This is a genomic window from Paenibacillus bouchesdurhonensis (genome assembly GCF_900155685.1).
Classification (GTDB): domain Bacteria; phylum Bacillota; class Bacilli; order Paenibacillales; family Paenibacillaceae; genus Fontibacillus; species Fontibacillus bouchesdurhonensis.
In genome coordinates this window covers 1033693-1056518 of the sequence record NZ_LT732548.1, presented here as the reverse complement: position 1 = coordinate 1056518, position 22826 = coordinate 1033693, and the positions used below count along the sequence as shown (strand labels likewise).

General features: G+C 48.6%; 23 protein-coding genes and 1 riboswitch. Of the genes, 9 read left to right on the top strand and 14 right to left on the bottom strand.

The window, feature by feature from the left end; genetic code table 11:
• Window positions 1-57: 57 nt before the first annotated feature.
• From CZ379_RS09170 to CZ379_RS09160, 3 genes are all read right to left on the bottom strand, one after another.
• Window positions 58-405: a YflT domain-containing protein gene (locus tag CZ379_RS09170; protein ID WP_110931363.1), complete on the bottom strand. Its 348-nt coding sequence runs from the start codon at window positions 403-405 to the stop codon at window positions 58-60.
• 114 nt (window positions 406-519) lie between these two features.
• The gene (locus tag CZ379_RS09165; RefSeq protein ID WP_110931362.1) at window positions 520-1056 is read right to left on the bottom strand and encodes a hypothetical protein; all 537 of its coding nucleotides are present in this window, start codon (window positions 1054-1056) and stop codon (window positions 520-522) included.
• A gap of 50 nt (window positions 1057-1106) precedes the next feature.
• On the bottom strand, window positions 1107-1613 hold the full coding sequence (locus CZ379_RS09160) for a DUF948 domain-containing protein (RefSeq protein WP_110931361.1): 507 nt from the start codon (window positions 1611-1613) through the stop codon (window positions 1107-1109).
• 266 nt (window positions 1614-1879) lie between these two features.
• Between CZ379_RS09160 and CZ379_RS09155 the strand changes: the two genes are divergently transcribed.
• Window positions 1880-2044, top strand: coding sequence for a DUF1328 domain-containing protein (locus tag CZ379_RS09155; RefSeq protein WP_110931360.1), 165 nt, complete (start codon window positions 1880-1882; stop codon window positions 2042-2044).
• Between the two features lie 102 nt (window positions 2045-2146).
• On the opposite strand, the gene CZ379_RS09150 is transcribed toward CZ379_RS09155, so the two are convergent.
• Window positions 2147-2731: a hypothetical protein gene (locus tag CZ379_RS09150; protein WP_110931359.1), complete on the bottom strand. Its 585-nt coding sequence runs from the start codon at window positions 2729-2731 to the stop codon at window positions 2147-2149.
• Between the two features lie 125 nt (window positions 2732-2856).
• On the opposite strand from CZ379_RS09150, the gene CZ379_RS09145 reads away from it, so the two are divergent.
• Window positions 2857-3192 (top strand): hypothetical protein, encoded by a 336-nt coding sequence (locus CZ379_RS09145; RefSeq protein WP_110931358.1) that lies wholly within the window; start codon window positions 2857-2859, stop codon window positions 3190-3192.
• Between the two features lie 105 nt (window positions 3193-3297).
• Here the strand turns inward: CZ379_RS09145 and CZ379_RS09140 are convergent, their stop codons facing one another.
• A complete protein-coding gene (locus CZ379_RS09140; RefSeq protein WP_110931357.1) occupies window positions 3298-4299 on the bottom strand; it encodes a C40 family peptidase in 1002 nt (333 codons plus the stop codon).
• A 265-nt stretch (window positions 4300-4564) separates the two neighbouring features.
• Between CZ379_RS09140 and CZ379_RS09135 the strand changes: the two genes are divergently transcribed.
• From CZ379_RS09135 to ilvB, 3 genes are all read left to right on the top strand, one after another.
• The gene (locus CZ379_RS09135; protein WP_110931356.1) at window positions 4565-4798 is read left to right on the top strand and encodes a DUF2249 domain-containing protein; all 234 of its coding nucleotides are present in this window, start codon (window positions 4565-4567) and stop codon (window positions 4796-4798) included.
• A gap of 21 nt (window positions 4799-4819) precedes the next feature.
• A complete protein-coding gene (locus CZ379_RS09130) occupies window positions 4820-5143 on the top strand; it encodes a hypothetical protein (RefSeq protein ID WP_110931355.1) in 324 nt (107 codons plus the stop codon).
• A gap of 154 nt (window positions 5144-5297) precedes the next feature.
• A complete protein-coding gene (gene ilvB / locus CZ379_RS09125; protein WP_110931354.1) occupies window positions 5298-7001 on the top strand; it encodes a biosynthetic-type acetolactate synthase large subunit in 1704 nt (567 codons plus the stop codon).
• Between the two features lie 275 nt (window positions 7002-7276).
• Here the strand turns inward: ilvB and CZ379_RS09120 are convergent, their stop codons facing one another.
• Window positions 7277-8149 carry a cation diffusion facilitator family transporter gene (locus tag CZ379_RS09120; protein ID WP_110931353.1) on the bottom strand — a complete coding sequence of 291 codons (873 nt, stop codon included), beginning with the start codon at window positions 8147-8149 and terminating at the stop codon, window positions 7277-7279.
• A gap of 195 nt (window positions 8150-8344) precedes the next feature.
• Here CZ379_RS09120 and CZ379_RS09115 point away from each other — a divergent pair, with 195 nt between their 5' ends.
• Window positions 8345-8533 carry a hypothetical protein gene (locus CZ379_RS09115; RefSeq protein WP_110931352.1) on the top strand — a complete coding sequence of 63 codons (189 nt, stop codon included), beginning with the start codon at window positions 8345-8347 and terminating at the stop codon, window positions 8531-8533.
• Between the two features lie 85 nt (window positions 8534-8618).
• On the opposite strand, the gene CZ379_RS09110 is transcribed toward CZ379_RS09115, so the two are convergent.
• The 5 genes from CZ379_RS09110 to CZ379_RS09095 form a co-directional block, all read right to left on the bottom strand.
• A complete protein-coding gene (locus CZ379_RS09110) occupies window positions 8619-10244 on the bottom strand; it encodes an ABC-F family ATP-binding cassette domain-containing protein (protein ID WP_110931351.1) in 1626 nt (541 codons plus the stop codon).
• Window positions 10245-10403: 159 nt separating this feature from the next.
• Window positions 10404-11354: an MBL fold metallo-hydrolase gene (locus tag CZ379_RS09105; protein WP_110931350.1), complete on the bottom strand. Its 951-nt coding sequence runs from the start codon at window positions 11352-11354 to the stop codon at window positions 10404-10406.
• Window positions 11355-11461: 107 nt separating this feature from the next.
• Window positions 11462-11563: a cytochrome bd oxidase small subunit CydS family protein gene (gene cydS / locus CZ379_RS27155; RefSeq protein WP_407668626.1), complete on the bottom strand. Its 102-nt coding sequence runs from the start codon at window positions 11561-11563 to the stop codon at window positions 11462-11464.
• 7 nt (window positions 11564-11570) lie between these two features.
• The gene (locus tag CZ379_RS09100; RefSeq protein ID WP_110931349.1) at window positions 11571-12602 is read right to left on the bottom strand and encodes a cytochrome d ubiquinol oxidase subunit II; all 1032 of its coding nucleotides are present in this window, start codon (window positions 12600-12602) and stop codon (window positions 11571-11573) included.
• On the bottom strand, window positions 12599-13948 hold the full coding sequence (locus CZ379_RS09095; protein WP_110934296.1) for a cytochrome ubiquinol oxidase subunit I: 1350 nt from the start codon (window positions 13946-13948) through the stop codon (window positions 12599-12601). Before CZ379_RS09095 ends, CZ379_RS09100 begins: the two co-directional genes overlap by 4 nt.
• Before the next feature lie 323 nt (window positions 13949-14271).
• On the opposite strand from CZ379_RS09095, the gene CZ379_RS09090 reads away from it, so the two are divergent.
• Window positions 14272-15423, top strand: a complete 1152-nt coding sequence (locus CZ379_RS09090; protein WP_110934295.1) for a virulence factor — start codon at window positions 14272-14274, stop codon at window positions 15421-15423.
• A 114-nt stretch (window positions 15424-15537) separates the two neighbouring features.
• A riboswitch (Lysine riboswitch) is annotated at window positions 15538-15740 on the top strand.
• A 118-nt stretch (window positions 15741-15858) separates the two neighbouring features.
• Complete coding sequence (locus CZ379_RS09085) at window positions 15859-17325, top strand: amino acid permease (protein ID WP_110931348.1); 1467 nt, start codon at window positions 15859-15861, stop codon at window positions 17323-17325.
• A 139-nt stretch (window positions 17326-17464) separates the two neighbouring features.
• Here the strand turns inward: CZ379_RS09085 and CZ379_RS09080 are convergent, their stop codons facing one another.
• Window positions 17465-18610, bottom strand: coding sequence for a transglutaminase domain-containing protein (locus tag CZ379_RS09080; protein WP_234404869.1), 1146 nt, complete (start codon window positions 18608-18610; stop codon window positions 17465-17467).
• A 275-nt stretch (window positions 18611-18885) separates the two neighbouring features.
• Here CZ379_RS09080 and CZ379_RS09075 point away from each other — a divergent pair, with 275 nt between their 5' ends.
• Window positions 18886-19083, top strand: coding sequence for a hypothetical protein (locus CZ379_RS09075; protein WP_110931347.1), 198 nt, complete (start codon window positions 18886-18888; stop codon window positions 19081-19083).
• Between the two features lie 139 nt (window positions 19084-19222).
• On the opposite strand, the gene trxB is transcribed toward CZ379_RS09075, so the two are convergent.
• Together trxB and CZ379_RS09065 are read right to left on the bottom strand one after the other, a co-directional pair.
• Window positions 19223-20173, bottom strand: a complete 951-nt coding sequence (trxB, locus tag CZ379_RS09070) for a thioredoxin-disulfide reductase (RefSeq protein WP_110931346.1) — start codon at window positions 20171-20173, stop codon at window positions 19223-19225.
• Window positions 20174-20352: 179 nt separating this feature from the next.
• Window positions 20353-22290: a heavy metal translocating P-type ATPase gene (locus tag CZ379_RS09065; protein WP_110931345.1), complete on the bottom strand. Its 1938-nt coding sequence runs from the start codon at window positions 22288-22290 to the stop codon at window positions 20353-20355.
• Window positions 22291-22826 lie beyond the last annotated feature (536 nt).

The following is a 22826-nucleotide window of genomic DNA, read 5'->3' as shown; positions in this document are numbered from 1 at the left end:
CCCCATTCCTTATCTATGGTTTAAGATTATAGTATCAGGCTGGAAGCTCCCGTTCATTTACGCTGTATATCTTGCGATCACAAGCACTTTGCCGAGATCCAGTTCCTTCTCATAAAAGGCAGCCTCTGTCTCTGTAAATCCAAGCGAAACTATTTTAGCACGCAATTCGTCGCCCCGCGAACGGAACAAGTTGGCAATGGCATCAAAGACGCCTTCTTCCTTAATACCGATTTCCTTAGCATCGGATGTGTCTGCAATTCGTTCTGTACGATCCTGGTCATGAGCGAGAACATAGATATGATCTCTTACATACCCGGCAGCTCGCAGCTCGTTAACAGCTTCTACCGCCTGAACCCCGTTCTGCACAACCTTGGCATAAGACTTCTTCTTATCCGTCATACTCATCGTCAGCACTCTCCTTTGTCTATTATGAAATCCTATCCTTCTCTGTCGCTATGGCTGTAATTACCCTTCTCTTAACGACTTGAAACATGATTACTTGACCTTCTGTACGAGGTCTTAAAATGCAATCGTATCAAACAAGTCCACGCCCACAATCGCTTTCGTTGCAGGATCACGATATATTTTGATAGCCGCCAGATCACGGATGTACACATCCCCGTCTTCCGCCTCAAAGTCTGGCTCGCCGAAGGCCTGCTTAAGCTCCTGCTTATGCAGAACCAGCCACTTTCCATTTACCTTGATTTTCTCGGGGGATGCATCGATATGCACGTAATAAACCATATCCTCGTACAAGCCGACCGTAATATCCTTATACTGATATTCGGTATAACCGGAATAAACATTTTTATTGACCGATAACGGTTTCCCTTTCTTTCGGACGACACTTTCCCGATCATCGTACAAAGTCACGTCGCCCATAGAATGAAACTCGCCGATCGGTAAAGATTCTTTGTCTTCACCTAGCATGGATCGTTCAGAAGAGGATTGCTGCGAAAGGGCAAGCTTCGTAGAAAGCTGCGGAACGCTGTCCACGGTTGCCGGATTTTGACTTGCAGCAGTAAGGAGTACAAGCAGTAACATGATGTTCAGCATCGTTCTCACCTCTTTCTGGAGACTTGCCGATCCGATCCTTTTTCATGAATTTACGACCGGTATTTATGCCATACGCCGGAAGCGATGTCCACCCACTTCATCCAACCAGGCTCTGACTTAGAAGCTGCAGCGTGATCATAGGTCGAGCCATAAGTATGCATGGAGCGGTCAATCGGATGTTCTTCCCGTACAATTTGTTCCGCCCCAGTCTTGCTTGCTGCTTTATGTGAGGTTTTCTTCATTCTTCCGATCAGCGACGTCGATACCTGCTTGGCGGCAAGCGTCACTTCATTCAGCACGTCTCCAACGTTTTTTACGGATTCCAATACGGGATCGAGCTGCTTCATCTTATGCTCGACATCCTCGGTAATGCTGTTAGCCTGTCTAACGACCTGTTTAACTTCATAGCTAAGCTCATCCACCGTCTTCTGGATTTCCTGCAGCGTCTGGGTCGTTTTATCCAGAGACTTCTCCGCTGCCTTCAAAGTTTTCACCAGGAATATGACTAGTACTACAAATGCTACCGCGATGAGTGCCACACTTATTTGCCAAATCATATCATTCCCTCTCTTTCCTGTCCTGACTTCGGAGTCGCTACTCCTTAGTTACCCTTGGTTTTTCGGGGCGAAACAACGCCTTTGTTCCGACATTTCTCGAAAGTTTTCCTCCTGTTTCATCCGGATTTCCCCCGGTTAATGACAACTACAAGCGACGGAGCACCAAATTTGCAATCCCTCCCGCATAGGTCATTTTACACAGGTTGCACCTATGTCGCTTTAAGCTTCATACTACACTATTTTACTATGAAGGAAAGGTGATTCTCATGTTGAAATGGTCAGTTATTTTTCTGATGGTAGCCATCATTGCAGGAATTTTCGGATTCTTTAACATTGTAGCTGCCGCAGCCTCAATCGCTAAAGTGCTATTCTTCATCTTCCTAGTATTATTCGTGATCTCTCTCTTTACTGGACGCAGCCGTTCACTTTAACTGGCAAGCCATCCAGAACTACATCATATAGATTATGCCAATGAGTTAGGTAAAAGGTTAGAATCAATAAAGGCGGCTCTTCTGCGAAGGCCGCCTTTATTGTTAGTAAGAAGATAAATACTTGGCAATTTCGAGCCAGTCCAGCGTAAGCTTGACCGTGATTTGCCGATCATGGAAGACCATACCCTTTACCGTAACGGGATCGGGCAAATAAGGGCCCGGGTCGATCTCTATCTGCTCCAGCCCGAACAAGCCCGGAGATAAAGACAGATCCTTCACCTTCACGGCCTCAGGAGTGATAACTACTTTCCTAGCTGAATATTCCATGGCATACTGAACCGCTGCGCCGAATTCCATAGGACCCCATGCGGCATTGAGATGAACTGTAAGCTGGTTGCCCGAGAACTGCAACTGTGTTCCGGTGATCGCTACGGGATGCTCTTGACTCCTTAATGCCTCAGCAAGCTTCTTCTTGGCCAAATGATTGAACTCTTCCTCAGTGATTACAATTTCCGGCTTGCGAGTTTCAATCATCCCAACAAGCTTGTCCTTCCACTGTATTTCCGAGTAATTCATATCCAGCGTACGCTCCGGTCGTATGTACCATATCGCAGCTGCCGCGAGAAATATTAATATCAGCAGGAACAGGAGCAGCCGCAATCCCAAGTTAGACCGCTTTTTTCTCACACTCGTGTCTCTCCTTCCATTCATTTATTAAAAACTATCATTTTAAATGATTCTTAAGTTGCTTGATTGTTTATTACATAAGTACGAACAAGATACAACCAAATATATTCAAGGAGGAGTTTCGATTGAAAAAATTTGCAGCTATTACCGCTTCCCTACTTGTCTCCGCCGCTCTGGCTACCGCTGCCGCAGCAGCAGAAGATGAGGCAGAAACAGTGACACCGCTACCGACTCTTGAGGAGCCGATCATTCAGATTGGCGAAACCGTGATTGCCCCGAATCCTATTGAATTAATGAGCATTACTAATTTGTATAGTAATCCGAAGGGAGACGTTTTGAGTGCCCTTGCTCCTCAATTTGTACATCCAACCGGTCAAGTCATCGACGATTGGGTAGAAATATACACTTGGCTGGGCAAAGCCTGGATTATGGTGCCAAACTACGTTCCAGACTATAGCTAATATATAACACAGGATATACCTATGATGCACGAAATCGCTCCGCCGAACAAAGGGATTCCCTAAGTTCTGCGGAGCGATTTTGAGTTAAAAACGGTGAAAGGAAAATTATTGTAACACACTTCCACCGAATAAGAAGCGGTGTTCCCATGAACCGCTTAGCTTATCGATTCGGACGCCGCCGGATTTGACGGAATAGGTTTGCAGCAGTTGGCCGTCTCCGATATACATGGCAACATGCGTGATCCGTTCGCTGTTCTTGTCAATCCCTTTATAAGCTGAAGCGGATGAGCCTTTGTAGCTCATAAAGAAGACAAGATCGCCTGCCTTCAGATCACTTATGCGATAGACCGGCTGACTGTTCTCCTTGATCCAGGCGCCCTGCTTCCGGGAGTCGGACGGCAATGTAATTCCCAAAGCCTCTTTATAAATATGTCTCACGAAATCAGAGCAGTCAAAGGTAGTTGTCGTATTCCGGTTGGATCCAAATTCGTAGGGAGTCCCCAAATACTTCTTTCCCGTTCGGATAACTTGATCTACCTGCTCCTTGATGTTCGCTGGAACAGACGGCTGAGACGCTGGTTCCCCGCTAATTTCCATATATTTATTCGATGAGCTGACATATCCGGTCAGTCCTTCATCGGTTCTTACTTTATAAAATGATTTGTTGCTTTCTTCCAAAATGGTTACACGGGTGCCCTTCTTCAGCATTTTGATAACCTTGCCCGATGTGGAAGGCAAGCTGCGCAGATTCACTCCGTAGATGACGCGGCCGCTCCATTCGTTTGAAGCCTCTGGTTTCGTTGCTGTACCTTGAACCGTGATATATTTAGGAGCTGCGCTGACATAACCGGTCTTTCCCTTGGCATCTTTCACCTTATAGAAATAACCGTTGCTTTCCTCCAGGACTTGAACCGCTGTACCTTTCTTCAAAAAGCCAATAACCTTTCCAGACATTGAGGGCTTGTCCCGTAAATTGACTCCTGCCTCAATCAAACCTGACTGCGCAGCACTTTGCTGGGACGCAGCCGCTGTTGTCGCCGCTGGCATCGCTGAATAAATGGATAATGCGATGGCACTGGATAATAATATAGCCACACTCCGTTTCATTGATGAAAAAACCTCCTAGATGCGATTGGGATTATGGGTATTACTGTTAATTCCTCCTTTCTTTTAACTTCTAACCATTATATCCTTTGTCGAAGATTGTCTAAATAAGTCGTTTTTCGTGTTATTGGAACAAAACACCTACTAAGTACCTAGTTTTAGAGCATTATAGTTTTATATAACAAGTGATTTGTATCACAATGTCATCATGCTGAATTGATATAATGATCGCAAACACATCAAATTTTAATTACAGGAGGAATTAAGCATGAACAATATTAAGACGACAGTTAATGCAACTGAATATCCGCCGCAACTGAAGCATAAGACGATTTTTGCCGCATTCAACGACTTAGAGCAAGGTGAAGCCATGCTTCTTATCAATGATCATGACCCTGTGCCTCTTCGCTTTCAGTTTGAATCTATGCATCCGGGTAAATTTACATGGGATTATATTGAACAAGGGCCAACTACCTTTCAGGTAAGAATCGGCAAAATTTAATACTGGCAGGAGGGTTGTCAAGTGGCCAATATTACAGTCCTCGACGAGAAGAAAATCCAAATCTCTCTAGAGCTTGACGATGCACTAACTATGATTGCTGAGGCTGGAAACAATGTTAATTTATACGCTGATGAGATTGTAACGATTGCAGAGAAAATGCCGGAGTTTCAATATACTTACTTCTGCTTCTATGCCTATGATACCGCTGCCCTATTTGAAAAAATGCTTGGCATCGATCCGAAGCAATACCTTTCCTTCTCGCTTCATGCACCTGATTCCTTCTTCTACACTTTGTACGGCGGAATGAAAATGTTAAGCGGCGTAATCAGCCAAAGCAGAGCATAATTTCGCATCAAATACAAAACTAATAAATCCATTCATCGGGGAGGGCTGCTGCTCTCCTTTTTCTATATCCGCATCGTCCCTCTATGACCGGGGTCACTTCCGTGGTTCGTGAATCGCAGTAAAATGGTCAAAATAACAAACTGGAGGGATCTTGATGAGAGAAAATAGTACGATCCGGCAAGCTCCATCCATCGGTGCCCAATTGCTGCTGGAATGTCTAATAGAAGAGAAAGTAGACACGATCTTTGGTTACCCCGGCGGAGCGGTCATCCCTATTTATGATGTGCTGTACGACTGCCCCGATATTCGGCATATATTAACTCGGCACGAGCAGGCAGCCATCCATGCAGCGGACGGCTATGCCCGAGTAACGGGCAGACCTGGGGTCGCACTGGTCACCTCCGGCCCGGGAGCAACCAACGCGATTACAGGAATCGCCAATGCATTCATGGATTCCGTTCCGCTGGTCATCTTGACGGGACAAGTATCCACCCAATTAATTGGGCGTGACAGCTTTCAGGAAGTGAACATTTACGGAATGACCATGGATGTTACTAAGCATAACTATGTGGTCAGGAACGTGGCAGAGCTGCCGCGCATCATCAAGGAAGCGTTTCATATTGCCTCTACGGGAAGACCAGGCCCTGTTCTTATCGACCTGCCCAAGGATGTGATGACGGCAACAACAGGCGGGCTCTTGCCTGCTGAACATCTGAATATCCGCGGCTATCAATCGGCTCCGCCGATCATAGAAGAAGAGATTGCCCAGGTTTGGGATTCAATCATGCAGGCGCAGCGACCAGTCATTCTCGCCGGGGGTGGCGTCATTTCTTCTGGAGCTACCGAGGCGCTGCTCTCTCTAGTAGAACTAACAGGCATACCCGTCGTAAGCACTTTGATGGGAATCGGCGCCTTCCCGGCAAGGCATCCCTGGTATTTGGGAATGGTCGGCATGCATGGAACATTTGCTGCCAATCGGGCGGTTCACCGAGCAGACCTCTTGCTCTGTCTCGGAACGCGATTTAATGATCGCGTGTCAGGTAAGGCTCAATCGTTTTCGCCAGAATCATTGAAAATTCACGTTGATATTGATAGTGCGGAATTAAATAAAAATATCCCGGCAGGAATAGGTATAACCGCCGATATCCGCGAGCTGTTAAACCGCTTGCTGCCTTTGGCTGGGAGCCGCAGAAATCCATCGTCTTGGTTAATCGAAGCAACGGAATGGCCCAAGAAGGTTCCCTATTATTCTAATGAAGAGGGACTGTTAAGTCCGGGCGAGGTTATCTCGCTTCTGGATCGGCATACACAGGGTAAGTCTATTGTTGCTACGGATGTCGGACAGCATCAAATCTGGACTGCCCATCACTATAAATTCGCTCGCCCGCGGCGTTTCATAACCTCAGGAGGCCTTGGTACAATGGGCTTCGGCTTCCCCGCTGCCATAGGAGCCGCAATCGCTGATCCCTCTAGACCCGTATTATGCATTACGGGTGATGGAAGCTTTCAGATGAATTTGCAGGAAATGATGACTGCCGTCGACTATAATTTGCCGATCAAAATTGCCATATTGAACAATGGATACCTCGGTATGGTTCGGCAATGGCAGCAATTATTTTATCAAAAGCGCTACTCCTCCGTCCAAATTTCATCGCCGGACTACGTCACCTTCGCTAAGTCCTACGGTGTCACTGGCTTGCGAGCGAGCACTTCCCAGGAAGCGGAAGCAATCATCCAGCAAAGTCTGAACACCCCTGGGCCTGTACTCATGGAATTCAATGTGAAAGAAGAACAAAATGTTTACCCGATGGTACCGCCAGGGGAAAGCAATGACCGCATGATTACCAGCGATGATTAATGGAATCCTGCATTTTTCCGACCGACAGGGTACAGCAGCAAGGAGTATTATCTCTATAAGATTGATTGGCGAACAACAGGATCTGCAGGTGATTTTCTAATTGCCTATGGCAGTTTGGGATCGTAGAACAAGCCCATAATCTGCCGAAAGTAGCAGGCATATGCCTCGCCACTTTCCTTCAATAAACAGATGCTCACAAAAAACCGGACGGAAAAAAGCGATGTTTTCCTGTCCGGCTTTTATTTTAGGGAGGTTACTTGGATGGCCCCTTTCCTCTAGGCTTCCGCCTTCGGCTCAACATGAACGTGAACGTGCATCACGTTGCGAATACGCCGCATCTGCTCTTCAACACGGTCGCTGATTTCATGACTCTCCATTACGGTAAGCAGCGGATCTACTTCGATAACAACATCAACAAGCACATGATTGCCATGGACGCGCGCTTTCACATCCCTTATGCCCTCAACCCCTTGGATTCTTGCAATGGAGCTCCGCAAATCTCCAAGCTCGCTCTCATCGAAGCCGTCGGTCAAGCGATGCGTTGAATCCCTAAATATATCCCAAGCTGTTTTACAGATTAACAGTCCTACTGCAAAGGCCGCCACGGTATCTAACCACGGCAAGCCGAATTGGGCGCCAATAATGCCGACCGCAGCGCCGATACTCACCAAAGCATCGGATAAATTATCCTTGGCTGCAGCCATCAAAGCCTGATTATTGATTTGCGTCGCCAATCTGCGGTTATAAGCATAGACGAACCACATAGCCACCGCACAGACCAGCGCGACGGCGGCCGACCGAACATCCGGCTCAACCTCTACCCCTACCACCAAAGAACGGATCGAACCGTAAATGACTTGAATTCCAACCATAGCCATAATAAAAGAGGCCACTAAAGCGGCAATCGTTTCAGCTCGTAAATGCCCATAGGCATGATCGGAATCCGGCGGCTTCTGAGAGATGCGCAATCCTATTAATACGGCAATGGAAGCAACGATATCGGTTACGTTGTTGAAGCCATCTGCCAAAAGGGCGCTCGATGCAAACAGGTAACCGCTGATCAGCTTAAATGCAGACAGAACTAAGTAAGCAGAAATGCTGATCCAGGCACCCCGCTCGCCTTTGCGTATCTCGTCATAAATGTCCAAATCTGCACCTCCAACTCCTTCTCTATATATAAAAACAAAATTTGTTATATCATCGTAGCAAATGAACTTCGTGTGGGTCTAGAGAAACAGTGTTGCCCCAGGCTAAAGCAAAGCGTTATTCATTATTCCCGTTGTCCAATAATTTAAAAACGTATAGAATAAGAACAACCCCTTTCCGTATAGGAGATGATTGACATGACAGATAACAATGAGCCGCGAAAAGTTGATTTAGCCGAAGCTATGCGCCAAAAGCTGCAGCAAAAAAAGCAGCAGCAGGCAGCGGCGAACAAGCCTGGATTTACGGGAACCCAGCAGACAAAAGCTATGAAAAGTCAGAACACGAAAAAGCCGAATAACCAGCGTCGTCGCACAGGCGGGTCATAGGAGCAGGAGACACGCGAAACGCAAAAAAGTCCGGCAGGGATAATCCCTGTACGGACTTTTTTGCGTTTATGAGTTAGTCTTGCGCTTACTTTTCTTCGGGATACATTTGCTTGCGCAGGTTTTGAATTTCTTCGCTCTCCAAATATTCATCATACGTCATGACGCGATCAATGATGCCATTCGGCGTAATCTCAATGATCCGGTTGGCAATCGTCTGGATGAATTGATGGTCATGGGACGTAAACAGAATCGTTCCGTCAAAATCGATCAAACCGTTATTCAGCGCCGTGATGGACTCCAAGTCCAAGTGGTTCGTCGGCTCGTCGAACAAGAGTACGTTAGCGCCGTTCAGCATCATTTTTGCCAGCATGCAGCGAACCTTCTCGCCCCCGGACAACACGCTTGCTTTCTTAAGCGCCTCTTCGCCGGAGAACAGCATCCGTCCCAAGAAGCCGCGAAGGAAGGTCTCATCCTGGTCATTGGAATACTGCCGCAGCCATTCGACAAGATTGAGGTCAACGCCATCGAAATATTGAGAGTTATCTTTCGGGAAATAAGCTTGTGAAGTCGTAACGCCCCAGCTGTATTCTCCCGCGTCCGCTTCAAGCTCACCCATGACGACTTGGAAAAACGTGGTCTTCGGAATGCTGTTCGGACCGACAAAGGCGATCTTATCCCCTTTATTCACGACAAAGTTAATGTTGTCGAGCACCTTCTCGCCTTCGACCGTCTTGGTCAGGCCTTCAACACTAAGCAATTGCTTGCCAGCCTCCCGCTCCGACTTAAAGTTCAAGAACGGATACTTCCGGTTCGAAGGGCGGATGTCATCGAGCGTGATTTTGTCCAGCTGCTTCTTCCGGGATGTAGCCTGCTTCGATTTCGAAGCATTCGCGGAGAAACGCTGAATAAACGCTTGAAGCTCCTTGATCTTCTCTTCCTTCTTCTTGTTAGCGTCACGCTGAAGCGCCAACGCCAATTGGCTGGATTCATACCAGAAATCATAGTTACCGACATACAATTGAATTTTACCGAAATCGATATCGGCAATATGCGTACATACTTTGTTCAGGAAGTGACGGTCATGGGATACGACGATAACTGTTCCCTCATAGTCCATGAGGAAGTTTTCCAGCCACTGAATAGATTCCAGATCCAAGTGGTTCGTCGGCTCATCCAGCAGCAAATTGTTCGGGCGGCCGAATAACGCTTGAGCGAGGAGTACCCGAACCTTCTCGTTCCCGCTCAGCTCAGCCATCTTCTTGTCATGGAGCTCACGTGGAATTCCCAGCCCGATAAGAAGCGCAGCCGCATCCGGCTCGGCATCCCAGCCGTTCAGTTCCGCGAACTCTCCCTCAAGCTCTCCAGCCCGCATGCCGTCCTCTTCAGAGAAATCGGCTTTGGCGTACAGAGCATCCTTCTCCTTCATAATGGAATACAGACGGGTATGTCCCATAATTACGGTTTCCAGGACAGGGTATTCGTCATATTCATAATGGTTCTGCTTCAGCACCGCAAGGCGCTCATTCGGCGTCATATGCACTTCGCCTTGGTTCGGCTCGATCTCTCCGGACAAAATTTTGAGGAAGGTCGATTTCCCTGCCCCGTTCGCACCGATAAGACCATAGCAGTTACCCGGCGTAAACTTTATATTCACATCTTCAAAAAGTGCTCGTTTTCCATAACGGAGCGTTACACCAGTAGTACTTATCATTTCGGCATTACCATCCTTTATCAAAATTACACACTGGTCAACATTATAGCATAAATCATGGCCGATCGCCCCCGAAGAGACCTAATTGCACGCAAAAAAAAAGACGCGGCGAACGAGCGTCTTTGTAGTCGTTGAATGATTATATTAGCTTATGTTTGCTTACCCACTTCCAGGATAGCGTAGCGTCTCGCCATGAAGCAAAATTTTGATGGAATCCTCGGCGACTCCCCTGCGCTTCCGATCCTCCTCCAATCGATCCAACGCCTCCCGGGCTGTATCATCCGCTAATCGAAACGTGCCGTAATGCATCGGAATCATCAGCTTGGCTTTGACATCGAGGAACGCTTGCAGCGCCTCCTCCGGAGTCGTATGCTGGGAGGTCATGAACCACTCCGGTTCATAGGCCCCGATAGGCAGTAACGCGACATCGATATTGTATCGCTTGCCAATCTCTTCAAAGCCTCGGAAATAACCGCTATCACCCGCAAAATAAAGAACTTGCGCCTGCTCCCCTTCGTTAATCCGCGCTGGCTCCAACACATATCCGCCCCAATGCGACGTATTCATGTCAAACAGCGTGCGGCGTGTCCAATGCTGCGTCGGTACGAAGGAAATTTTGGCCTCGCCAATCTCCAGATGCTCCCACCAGTTGAGCTCCTGCACGCGCTTGAATCCTTTACGCCGCAGTTTGCGCGCAAGCCCGATCGGTACGATAAGCTGGGTATTTGCTCCATATAACTTGCGAATAGAGGAAATATGCATATGATCGTAATGGGAATGAGAAATGAGAATAACGTCAAGCTCGGGAACGTCACCAATTGGAATTCCCGGCGTTCCAAGCCTGCGTTGGAACCCCATTCGGCCAGCCCATACGGGATCAGTTACGATATTCAAACCTTTATACTGGATCAGAAACGTGGCGTGACCCACCCAAGTGACTGTAAGTTCGGTCTTATTTTCCTGTAAAAAGTCCAACTGCGGCGGAGAGTTCGGAATGATGTAGGAATAGTCTTTCTTCTTTCTGCGCCGCTCTTCGCGCCATTGCCTGAATTGCTTCAGCGATCTGTCAGTGTTTATATTATCGATGTTCGTGTAACGCTTTTTTGCCATTCTTGAGGATTCCCTCCTTCTAGCTCCCCTCCGGTTTCTTCTTTGCGTTGTTTATTTTACTACACTTAGAACATATACACCCGAAAATTCACAGAATTAATCAAAATTTAATCGGAAGGATCTTTAAAGCGATAGGCGTAAACGAATAAAAATAAAACCGCACAGATAATGACCAGTTGCGGCGCCCACATCATCAAGAAATGCTCCATCGATAGCTCACCCTTTCTTCGGCGATCCTCCCCGAATGTATTTGGCATCAAATAAAAACAGGCGCATTAACAGTACAAGCGAAGGGATTAAAATGAACAGTCCGGCAATAAATGCAACGATCAGCGCAACGGCCATCGTCTCATTTGTAAATCCGTCATAGATGCTCACTTGCTTGAACAGAATGTAGGGCAGATGGGAACGTCCATATCCATACCAAGCAAAACCGAATTGCAGCATGACAAGCAGGAACGACCAGCCCAGATGACGTCGTCTCCAGACGAAATATATCGCCAGCAGGAAACACACGAACGAGGCCACAAACATCCATGCTATATTGAGCATATTTTGAAAATGCTCAGAATTATGACGATTCAACTGAAAAAAGGCAAGCACGGAGGCGATGATCGTCGGCGCGCTCCACATGAGCGCATAGCCTCGCAGGATCTCAAAGGCTATGCGGTCTCCTGCCTGTTTCGAGTAATACGTCAGGAACATGGCAGATATGTACAGTACGGAGACGATGGCCAGCACAATGACGGACCAACTATAGGGGCTTGCGAAGAACTCCGCCCAATCCAGAATCACATGGCCGCCCTCTTCCCGGATTATGCCGCCTTCCGATATGGCTAAAACCGTTGACAACGCTGCCGGAATCAGCAGCCCCGTCGCTCCGTAAATCGCCATATAAAGTTTATTGTCCTCCTTGCTGCTCCCGTAAGTGTTGTAAGCATAATAAGCACCTCGAAGCCCCAGCAGCACGGTAGCCAGACTGCCCGGAACCAGCAGCGCCGTGCCATAGAAGTATGCGGATACCGGAAAGAAGCCGACAAGGCCAACGACGAAAAAGATCAAAAATACGTTCGTCACTTCCCAGACCGGGGAGAGATAACGCTGAATAATGTGGTGTATTCTGTTGTTATGTCCAGTAATCACGCTGTAATAGCTGAAGAAACCTGCGCCAAAATCGATGGAAGCCACGATTAAGTACCCGAATAGAAACGTCCAAAGGACTGTAATTCCCACGATTTCGTAACTCATCCCCGGCTCCCTCCTTCGATTCCCCGCTCTTTCATTTCTTCGAGCACGTCTTTATTGCGGAATAGTTTGGCTAACACGTAAATACATGATACGCAGAGAACCAGATACAGAATAATAAACAGCACAAGCATCGAACCGACATGCGGGGAGGTTGTGGCCGCATCGACGACCCGCATATATCCGCGAACGATCCATGGCTGCCGTCCGATCTCGGCAAACATCCAACCAAGCTCGATCGATACCATCGCGAATGGCCCGAGCGTCAATATTGCGATCAGCAGCCACCTCGGATAGCCTTTATTCCGCCCAGGGAATCTATGGCGCAGCAGGAACAGCAGAGGGATAAGAACAAGCAGCACGCCAATCGTCACTTTCATATCGAACATATAGTGAATCAGCAGCGGCGGCCAGTCATCCTGCGGATATTCCTCCAGACCGATTACCTTGGTATTCGGAGTACTTCCAGCCAAAATGCTTAAGGCATAAGGAATTTGCAGCGCATACTTCACTTCATGGTTCTCATCCAATATACCTCCGTAAATGAGCGGCGCCTTCTCCATCGTTTTGAAATGCCACTCCGCCGCAGCCAGCTTCTCCGGCTGATATTTCGCGAGGAATTTACCGGAGAAATCCCCGATCACCGCCGTAGAGATTGCAAAAACAAAGGCACATGTTACTGTGAGCTTGAGCGCCTTTTTGAAATAAGGGTGGTTACGCCCCCTCAGCATGCTATAGGCGGCAATGCCGGCCAGTAGGCCGGAGCTCATCGTTAAGGAGGATGCCAGAACATGAGATACCTTAGTCGGCGTCGCTGGATTGAACATCGCTTTGATCGGATCTATATTCGTAAACACGCCATTTTCCAGCGTAAATCCTTGCGGGGTATTCATAAAGGCATTTACCGTTGTAATGAAGAACGCCGAGGAGAATGCCCCGAGCACGACGGGAATCAACAAGAGCAAATGCAGCCCTGGCCGTCTGAATCGCTCCCACGTATATAAATATATGCCGAGAAATATCGCTTCTATAAAGAAGGCAAAGGTCTCCATAAATAACGGCAGCGCTATTGCTTGCCCGGCTACACGCATAAAGCTTGGCCACAACAAACTAAGCTGCAGACCAATCGATGTCCCGGTCACTACGCCGACAGCCACAGAAATCACAAATCCACGAGCCCAGCGCCGAGCCAGCAGCGAATAGTGGGGATCTTTATGCGTAATTCCCCTCCATTCGGCCAAGGCGATAATGAGAGGAACCCCTACGCCAATCGAGGCGAAATTAATATGTACAAACAAAGTGAGTCCGGTAAGTATCCGGCTCAACGTGACTGGATCCATAGAAAACATCGGCATGGTTCAGCTCCCTTTTTATCATGATCATGCCGTATGACGGCAACCCTGATTCTATTGGCGCACCCATATATCGGAAGGCACTTTTGATCGTAGCGTACAGCATAATTATCGCGACGATGAGGCAAACGAGGATTAGTATTCTTTCCTGCCTCTTGAACATGATAACGGTGCACCTCCTATGGAAGTCAGTTTTCTACATGTATTGTGCCGCTTCAGTTCCTTTTTATTCCTGACTGAACCCACAGAGGTCCGTTTTCCGAGGCTTGGGTAATATGATTCCTTGAGGTACAATAAATTGAAAGGAGTGTGAACAAATGATGAAAATCGTATTTATCGAGCCAACGCCGAGCCCGAACACGATGAAGCTGCATCTGAGCGAAAGTCTTGAGCCGGGCATTCGTAAAACATATACGCTAGACAATGAACGCTCTGCCCCGCCTTGGATCGGGCAAATGCTGCATATCCCTGGGGTGAAGAGCATATTTCATACCGCTGATTTTGTCGCCCTTGACCGGAAAGGCAGTGCCGACTGGTCGGCGATTTTAGCTGAGGTTCAAGCCCAATTCGGCCAGGAGGGCATCGCCTCCGCCTGGGAACAGGGCGAAGCGGATGCCGCTCAAGGTTATGGCGAGGCACAGGTATTCGTGCAGCTTTTCCGCGGCATTCCGATGCAAATTCGCGTGAAGTCCGGAAGCCTGGAGGAGCGGATCGGCCTCAGCGAACGCTTCGTGAACGCTGTGACTGAGGTGTCGAGCGCAACGCTTATCAAAGAGCGCAAGCTGACCGACTATGGCGTGCGTTACGGAGAGCTCGCGGAAATCGCTCGCGAGGTGGAACAAGAGCTGGAAGCAGCCTACCCGCCAGAGCGGCTGCAGACTCTTGTAGCGCAGGCGATCCAACACGGAAGCAGCGAGAGCGAATTCGTCGAGCAGCGCCGCGAGCTTAGTCTGGATGAGGTGCGCGAGCAGTTGAAGAGCGACGATTGGCGCGTTCGCTATGCGAGTCTTGAAGCGCTGAAGCCGGACGATGCAGCGCTGCCGCTGCTTGCTGAAGCCCTGCGCGACAAGCAAATGCAGGTGCGCCGTCTCGTGGTCGTCTACCTTGGCGACATCGGAACGCCGGAGGCCATGGAGCTGCTGTATGAGGCGCTCCGCGATAAGTCGGCTGCTGTGCGCCGTACCGCAGGCGATACGCTGTCCGATATCGGCGATCCGGCAGCGACGGTGGCCATGATCGCCGCCCTGCAGGATTCGAGCAAGCTCGTTCGCTGGCGTGCTGCCCGCTTCCTCTATGAAGTCGGGACGGATGATGCGAAGGAAGCGCTCCGCGCTGCTGCGGATGATCCCGAGTTCGAGGTCGGGCTTCAGGCGAGAATGGCGCTGGAGCGCATCGAATCTGGCGAACAGGCGGCGGGCACCATCTGGCAGCAAATGGCTCAGCACAGACAGAGCAGCACGAAGGATGCTTAACTTCCAGTGCTGCTGTACAATAGCAATGTCAATATTTGATCATTGCTCTAATTTAGCGGCTGTTATATACTGAGTTATCATTTAACAACTGAATTTAAGCCTCATCAGTCAAGTAGATGAGGTAGAGGTCGCGATGTTGATGAGTACATCTGAGGAGGCGCAGGAGCCGTCGATGAATCAGTTGGAAAGGCAGCATTGCCGAAGTGTGGACGTCAGGCTCCCAAAGACGGACATGCTGGGGCTGTTTCCGAAAGGGACAGAACTGTCACGGTCCACTTCCTAATATAGAAGGCAAGCCGTGTTGAGCTATCTTTACAGATGCTGATGAGGATCACGGTATAACGACAAGACCGCGGAACCTTTCCTGCGGTCTTTTGCTTTTCTTAATTTATCTATACACATACACGTTACACATTCACGGAAAGGATGCAGACAATGGGCAGCAAAAAAGTATCGACAACGGACAACTTAAAGCCGGGATTAAAAGCCCGTCATATGACGATGATCGCGCTCGGCGGTTCCATCGGCACAGGACTGTTCCTCGCCAGCGGAGGAGCGATCGCTTCCGCGGGCCCCGGCGGAGCTCTTCTCGCCTATGCCGCTGTCGGAATCATGGTTTACTTTCTTATGACAAGCTTGGGTGAACTCGCCACGTATATGCCCGATTCAGGATCGTTCGAGACGTATGCTTCACGCTTCGTCGATCCCTCTCTCGGCTTTGCGATGGGCTGGAATTTCTGGTACAACTGGGCGATAACCATCGCCGCCGAGTTATCGGCTGCCACGCTCATTATTAAATATTGGTTCCCCGACAGCTCCTCTTTGTTGTGGAGCGTCTTGTTTCTCGCTCTGATTCTTGGCCTCAATTTATTATCAGTCAAAGGATATGGCGAATCGGAGTATTGGTTTGCGACGATTAAGGTCGCGGTAGTCATTATATTTCTCGTTATCGGCGTCTTGATGATCTTCGGCATTATGGGCGGCGAAGCAGTTGGCTTCAAAAACTTTACGATTGGCGATGCGCCTTTCCATGGTGGATTCTTCGCCTTTCTCGGCGTCTTCATGGCCGCAGGCTTCTCCTTCCAGGGAACGGAGATGGTCGGCGTAGCAGCAGGAGAAAGCGATAACCCGCGGGAGCATGTTCCGAGAGCAATCCGGCAGGTATTTTGGCGCATTCTAATTTTTTACATTCTGGCTATTCTCGTCATCAGCTTATTGATTCCGTACACGAATCCCAATTTGCTTAAAGATGGTATTGAGAGTATCGGTGTCAGCCCGTTCACCCTTGTATTCGAGAAGGCCGGACTAGCCTTCGCCGCTTCCGTGATGAACGCAGTCATTCTCTCTTCCGTTCTGTCGGCCGGCAACTCTGGCATGTATGCTTCTTCCCGCGTGCTCTACTCGCTAGCCAAGCGAGGCAAAGCGCCGAGGTTTCTTGCTCGGCTGAGCCGCAGGGGGCTGCCGGTAAATGCCTTGCTGCTGACGACACTAGTCGGGATGACCGCCTTCTTGGCCTCCCTGTTTGGGGATGGGATCGTATACACCTGGCTGCTCAACGCTTCAGGCATGTGCGGATTTATTACCTGGCTCGGTATTGCCATTAGCCACTACCGCTTCCGCCGGGCCTATGTTGCCCAAGGCAGAGACTTGAACGATCTTCCCTACAAGGCAAAATGGTTTCCCTTCGGCCCCATCTTTGCCTTTATTCTTTGCTTTATCGTCATACTGGGACAAAATCTCTCCGCCTTCACCGGCGGAAAGATCGATTGGTACGGCGTTGTCGTATCCTATATCAGCGTTCCATTGTTCCTCGTGATTTGGCTCGGATACAAATGGAGAAAGCGCACCAAGTTGATTCCCTTGCATGAATGCGAGCTTGATCCTCCTTCAACCAAATCATAGTTTCTCTTCTGCAAATAAAAGAGCTGACCGAAAGTAGATTTCTCTACTACGGGCAGCTCTTTTTGCTATAGCTTGTCGTTACATCCTTACTATTCCGTTACTATGTTCTGTTGCTATAGGCTGAACATTGGTTCCGATCTTACTTATTCTCCCAATGAATCTCGACTCGCAAATCTTTCGTCCCTTCCAACGGCTCAGCCAGATAGGATATATTTTTAATATTAAGCTCGTATAGACTGCTCAGATGATCGACCAATTGCCGCTCAGAGCCTGCATATCTAATTGTAACGGTACTTTGTTTGTTGCTGATGGCTTGTTTGACCTGTCCTTGAATTCCCTGCACATTTTTAAGTGCCGCTTCAGTACTGTAAAGCGTATATTCCAGCTGCTGCTCCAGCTCCTTCATGCCAGCGGCAGCTTGACCGCCCGCAGTGATTAACGAACTGAGTGTATGACGATAGGACTGCTTGGCAGCTGGATACACATTATTCCAGGTATGTGTCTTTCTCATCTGCTCGTCCGTTCTCATATAATAGCCGTATTTAACGACACCCGGCATATCTGGAGCAGGATCATCCCACGTTGTATCAAGATGATACCAGTCTCCATCCAAGGAAACGAGGTTCCAAACATGGAGCTGACCACCCGCACTGCCCTCAACGATCCTATTGTTGATCCCGGCCTGCTTCAGCAGCCTATATGTTAACAGCGTATATCCCTGGCATACCGCTTCCCCTGTCTTCAAACCTTCATAGGCGGTATACTTCTGCAGCCCTTCATCATATTTCATATTTAACACGACATAATCGTGAATCGCCTTAATCTTCAGATGATCATTCATGCCGGGCTTCATAATTTCCTTAAGAATTGCCTTTACCCGGTCATCAACATAAGCCGACTGCTCCGCGGTCTCCCGGTAATAAATTTGAAAAGTAATTTTGGCAGAACCGGAAGTTCCTTTCCATGAATATGTATAACGATCAATGACATACTTCGTGTATGGGTCGCTCTCCAGCGCCCCGTTCACGGCTTCCTTCAAAATATCCTTCAAATTGCTCGTCGCACCTTGATATTTTAAAGTAATCGTCGTATGCCTAGCTTCCATAAGTTCCGCTAATGTCGTTTGAAGCTCCTTGGAAGAGGTTACGGCAGCCGTCTCTGCAGCAGCTGTCTCCGATTTCGCGTACACTTCACTGTAACCGACGCCCGGGGGTAAGGCACCAAACACAATGGCACTTGCAATCCCTGCCGTAATCCATCGTTTTGCGATTTGCTGCTTCATCATCTCCCAACCCTTCTACATGAAATATACGGAATCTCGTTGTTCAAGCCCATTGTAACATAACCTGATGTGAAAAGGCCTTCTAGTTTTGTCGAATCCTCCATGCTCCTCCTCTCTCCTGCCACATAATCAGATGACAAAAAAGACGCGAAAATGCCTTATTTTCCTATCTGATTTCCTTTTAATTGGATAGCAGTTTAGGTATAATATAAAACATGTTAATAGTGTGATATATATCATTGCACAGTCAGCCATAATAGAAACGGGGAGACAAGTGTATGACTATAGTAAATATATCGGACATTTCCGTTCAACTTTTCATTACTGTGATGTTTTTTATTCTGATCATAGCGCCATTAGGCAGTTTGGGCCTGCTGCGGCTATTTCAAGGGCGGAAGAAAAGCGGATTCATTTTGATCGGCAGCGGAATTGTCAGCTACATCGTATTCCAACTTGTTGTCGGTCTGTTTGTCTGACAATATTTATTCAACATCGTGATCGCACCTATGGAATTTAAAGAGGAGAACGGGATTAGCCGCTCTCCTCTTTCTTGTCTATGCAATTATAGGCAATCTATGTCTTGCCATTATTTATGATTCATGCCTTGAAATTATTTCACTTCGCAGCCGCAGTCGCTGCCTCATGTTCTATACTCTCGATAAATTTCTCGCAGTCAAGCGCCGCCATGCAGCCGCTGCCCGCTGCGGTAACCGCTTGACGATAACGGGTATCCTGTACATCGCCGCAAGCAAACACTCCCGGTACGTTCGTCTCGGACGTTCCCGGCTTTACCACGATATAGCCATTCACATCCGTATCGATCTGGCCGCCAAGGAAGGCAGTATTAGGATGATGTCCGATCGCTACAAATACGCCGCTAGCTTCGATAATTTCTTCTTCGCCAGTCGCATTGTTCCGTACTTTAAGGCCAGTTACGCCCATCTCATTTGTAAGCACCTCGAGCGGCGTACGATTAAGCGCCCATTCCACCTTCTCATTGGCACGTACGCGGTCTTGCATAATTTTCGAGCCGCGCAGTTCGTCACGACGATGAACCAGCGTTACTTTAGAAGCAAACCGGGTCAAGAAGCCCGCTTCCTCTAGGGCAGAATCTCCACCGCCGACGACGATGATTTCCTTCCCGCGGAAGAAGAAGCCGTCACAGGTGGCGCAGGTGCTGACACCGCGGCCTACATTGTCCTGCTCGCCCGGAATTCCTAAATATTTGGCGGTTGCCCCTGTCGAAATAACCAAAGTCTCGGATACCAATTCACCCAAGCCCTCTACTTGAAGCTTGAATGGACGATTGCTGAGATCAACCGAGTTCACCCAGCCCGTACGGAACTCAGCACCAAACCGTTCCGCCTGCTTACGCATATTGTCCATCAATTCAGGCCCTAAAATTCCATCCGGGAAACCAGGAAAATTCTCTACATCCGTCGTCGTTGTCAATTGACCGCCAGGCTGGGGCCCTTCAATCACCAACGGGTTCAAATTCGCACGAGCTAAATAAATCGCTGCTGTCAGCCCTGCCGGGCCGGTTCCGATAATAATAGACTTATACATATATAACATCCTCCTTCAAGCCAATTCACGCGAGTACTAGATAAGTATATGAATTAATAAATATTGTTAATATCTAATCTTTATTATGTTGTAATGAGCAGCTAAGGTCAACATTTGTAATAGCGGGGTTCCGTGAAGTTTACATGAAGGATTCATGAACCAGGGCGGACTGGTCTGCTTCAGCGAAGCAGACGCAATCCGTTTAGGATGACGAGAAGCGTACTTCCCTCATGTCCGATTACACCGAGAGGAAGCGATATTCCCTGAATGAAGTTCCCGATGATCAAGGTTAGAATGATGCCCGCAGCGAATATAAGATTCTGCTTCACAACTTTACGCGCGCGGCGAGCCAGTTCCACGGTTTCGGCAACCATCTCCAAATTGTCGTTCATGAGTACGACATCAGCAACCTCCAGAGCAGCCCCGGTTCCTCCGCCCCCCATGGCCATACCGACGGTAGCCGCAGCCAGAGCAGGAGCATCATTGACCCCGTCCCCGACCATGACGATATGACCGTGCTTCTCCCGCAGTTTTTTGATATGGTTCACCTTATCCTCCGGCAATAAATCGCCGAATACCTGATCCACTCCAGCCGCTCTCGCTACCGCCTCCGCCGTTCCGCTGCGATCCCCCGTCAGCATGACCGTAGCAATCCCCATATCGCGCAATTTGGAGATCGCGGCAACCGCTTGAGGACGAATGATATCCTGGAGAGCAACGAGCCCTACATAATTATCGTCCTGCAAAATAAGAGAAACGGTGTTGCCATCGGACGCTAGCACTTTCAGTCGCTCCAGCAATGCGGCAGGCATGGCAGCGTCGTGCTCATCCGCCTTGCCGATCCGCCATAATTGCCCGTCGATCCGAGCCTCAATGCCCCAGCCGGTAATCGACCTCATATCTTCGGCTGCCTTGAGCTGTACACCTTCAATAGCCGCTCGTTCTACGATGGCCCGGGCAAGCGGATGCTCGGATAAGCTCTCCGCTGAGGCGCATGCCGCCAGGACCTCCAAACGGTCATATCCTTCGGTTACAAAAAGTTCTGTAACGACCGGCTGTCCTGCCGTTAGTGTGCCGGTCTTATCAAATGCAACCACCTTCGTATTTCCTAAGTTGTCCATATGAGCTCCGCCCTTGAATAGGACGCCCTTCCTAGCACTCTTCGACATAGCCGAGAGCATCGCCGGCATAACCGAAGAGACTAGTGCGCAGGGTGAAGCAACAACAAGAAATACCATTGCTTTATAGAAAGTGAACGACCAACTCCAACCTAGCACCATTGGGGCTAACAAGATGAGCCCTGTCGTGGCCGCCACAACGACTTTGGCATAAATGCCTTCCAATCGCTTGATGAATCGCTGGGATTCCGGGGTTTCATTCTGTGCCTGCTCAACCAGCGCGATAATTTTAGCAAATAAGGTTCCTTCCGCGGGACTTGTTACTTCAACATACAAGGCGCCTTCCCCATTCAACGTGCCCGCAAATACGTTGTCCCCGATCGATTTGTCCACCGGAATGGATTCACCGGTAATCGTAGCTTGGTTGACGGCAGAGCCGCCGCTGCGTACTAATCCGTCCGCCGGAATGACCTCGCCCGGCTTCACGATCAGCAGATCGCCGATAACCAAATCTTCCACGGCGACGATCTTCATGCCATCCTGTCCCACTCTCACCGCCGTCTCCGGCCTTAAAGAAATTAGCTCTGAAATATCCTTTTGGCTGCGCTCGCTTGCAAAAGACTCCAGCGCACCGCTCAAGGCAAAGATGAAGATCAGCATCGCACCTTCATTCCAGTAACCTATAGAAGCTGCCCCCAAGGCTGCGGCAATCATAAGCAGGTTCACGTCTAGGTCGCGTTCCTTGATCAGCGTCTCCAAGCCTTCTTTAGCCTGCAAAAATCCTCCCATAAAATAAGCGGCAATATAGAGAAGCACGGATATCGTTTGCGAGAATGATCCTACCCCCCAGGCTGTCAGCATAAGCAGACCGCTGCCAAGGGCAAGGACAATCTCGCGATGCCGCAGCATGCTTAAAAACGAGTGACGCCGGCGTCTTCTTGGATCAGGTAACTTGGCTGATTGCTGAACTGCGGGAACCCCTTTGTGTATCGCTTGCATGTAAATCTCCTCCCTTAATCTGATATCTAATTGAGAATGAATACTATTGTTAATGCCCTTAAAATGGCACATGCTGCCCCGGGATCATCCCGGAGCAGCATGTAAATGAGAACGATAATCATTTTTGCATTAGAACAATAATTTTTCCTTAGAGAAACTTTATATTCATTTTAAAGCTTTTTGTGCGTTATGTAAATAGACAAATTGACAGGACACGCCTCCCAATCATTTCGGTTAAAGCACTTCCTAGAATGAAATACCACCATACTTAGCTGAGATTAGCTTTATTTTGTTTGGAGCTGGGGCTTGGCGTCGGGAGCGGGGTCGGAGATGGAATTGAAGCTGGGGTGTCATAGTATTAGGGCCGAGTTTGCTTTTATTTGGAGTTAGTCGGCGATGGAGTTAGTTGGGTTGGAGTGGAATGTGGAATTGATGAAGGTCAGTTGTATTTCATGCATCTGTTTCGTCTCTAATTGGAACTATTCGCAAAACAATTGTATTTCGTCTAAACCATACCTTTTGACCCTCGTAGCCTG

What these genes read in the sequence shown, in the direction of transcription:
- CZ379_RS09095 (WP_110934296.1), bottom strand. Translation starts at nt 13,948, where the DNA reads ATGTTTTCTATGGATCCAGTCACGTTGAGCCGGATACTTACCGGACTC.
- CZ379_RS09170 (WP_110931363.1), bottom strand. Translation starts at nt 405, where the DNA reads ATGAGTATGACGGATAAGAAGAAGTCTTATGCCAAGGTTGTGCAGAAC.
- cydS (WP_407668626.1), bottom strand. Translation starts at nt 11,563, where the DNA reads ATGGAGCATTTCTTGATGATGTGGGCGCCGCAACTGGTCATTATCTGT.
- CZ379_RS09085 (WP_110931348.1), top strand. Translation starts at nt 15,859, where the DNA reads ATGGGCAGCAAAAAAGTATCGACAACGGACAACTTAAAGCCGGGATTA.
- CZ379_RS09140 (WP_110931357.1), bottom strand. Translation starts at nt 4,299, where the DNA reads ATGAAACGGAGTGTGGCTATATTATTATCCAGTGCCATCGCATTATCC.
- CZ379_RS09155 (WP_110931360.1), top strand. Translation starts at nt 1,880, where the DNA reads ATGTTGAAATGGTCAGTTATTTTTCTGATGGTAGCCATCATTGCAGGA.
- CZ379_RS09110 (WP_110931351.1), bottom strand. Translation starts at nt 10,244, where the DNA reads ATGATAAGTACTACTGGTGTAACGCTCCGTTATGGAAAACGAGCACTT.
- CZ379_RS09160 (WP_110931361.1), bottom strand. Translation starts at nt 1,613, where the DNA reads ATGATTTGGCAAATAAGTGTGGCACTCATCGCGGTAGCATTTGTAGTA.
- ilvB (WP_110931354.1), top strand. Translation starts at nt 5,298, where the DNA reads ATGAGAGAAAATAGTACGATCCGGCAAGCTCCATCCATCGGTGCCCAA.
- CZ379_RS09065 (WP_110931345.1), bottom strand. Translation starts at nt 22,290, where the DNA reads ATGCAAGCGATACACAAAGGGGTTCCCGCAGTTCAGCAATCAGCCAAG.
- CZ379_RS09105 (WP_110931350.1), bottom strand. Translation starts at nt 11,354, where the DNA reads ATGGCAAAAAAGCGTTACACGAACATCGATAATATAAACACTGACAGA.
- CZ379_RS09075 (WP_110931347.1), top strand. Translation starts at nt 18,886, where the DNA reads ATGACTATAGTAAATATATCGGACATTTCCGTTCAACTTTTCATTACT.
- CZ379_RS09100 (WP_110931349.1), bottom strand. Translation starts at nt 12,602, where the DNA reads ATGAGTTACGAAATCGTGGGAATTACAGTCCTTTGGACGTTTCTATTC.
- CZ379_RS09165 (WP_110931362.1), bottom strand. Translation starts at nt 1,056, where the DNA reads ATGCTGAACATCATGTTACTGCTTGTACTCCTTACTGCTGCAAGTCAA.
- trxB (WP_110931346.1), bottom strand. Translation starts at nt 20,173, where the DNA reads ATGTATAAGTCTATTATTATCGGAACCGGCCCGGCAGGGCTGACAGCA.
- CZ379_RS09090 (WP_110934295.1), top strand. Translation starts at nt 14,272, where the DNA reads ATGAAAATCGTATTTATCGAGCCAACGCCGAGCCCGAACACGATGAAG.
- CZ379_RS09135 (WP_110931356.1), top strand. Translation starts at nt 4,565, where the DNA reads ATGAACAATATTAAGACGACAGTTAATGCAACTGAATATCCGCCGCAA.
- CZ379_RS09080 (WP_234404869.1), bottom strand. Translation starts at nt 18,610, where the DNA reads ATGATGAAGCAGCAAATCGCAAAACGATGGATTACGGCAGGGATTGCA.
- CZ379_RS09115 (WP_110931352.1), top strand. Translation starts at nt 8,345, where the DNA reads ATGACAGATAACAATGAGCCGCGAAAAGTTGATTTAGCCGAAGCTATG.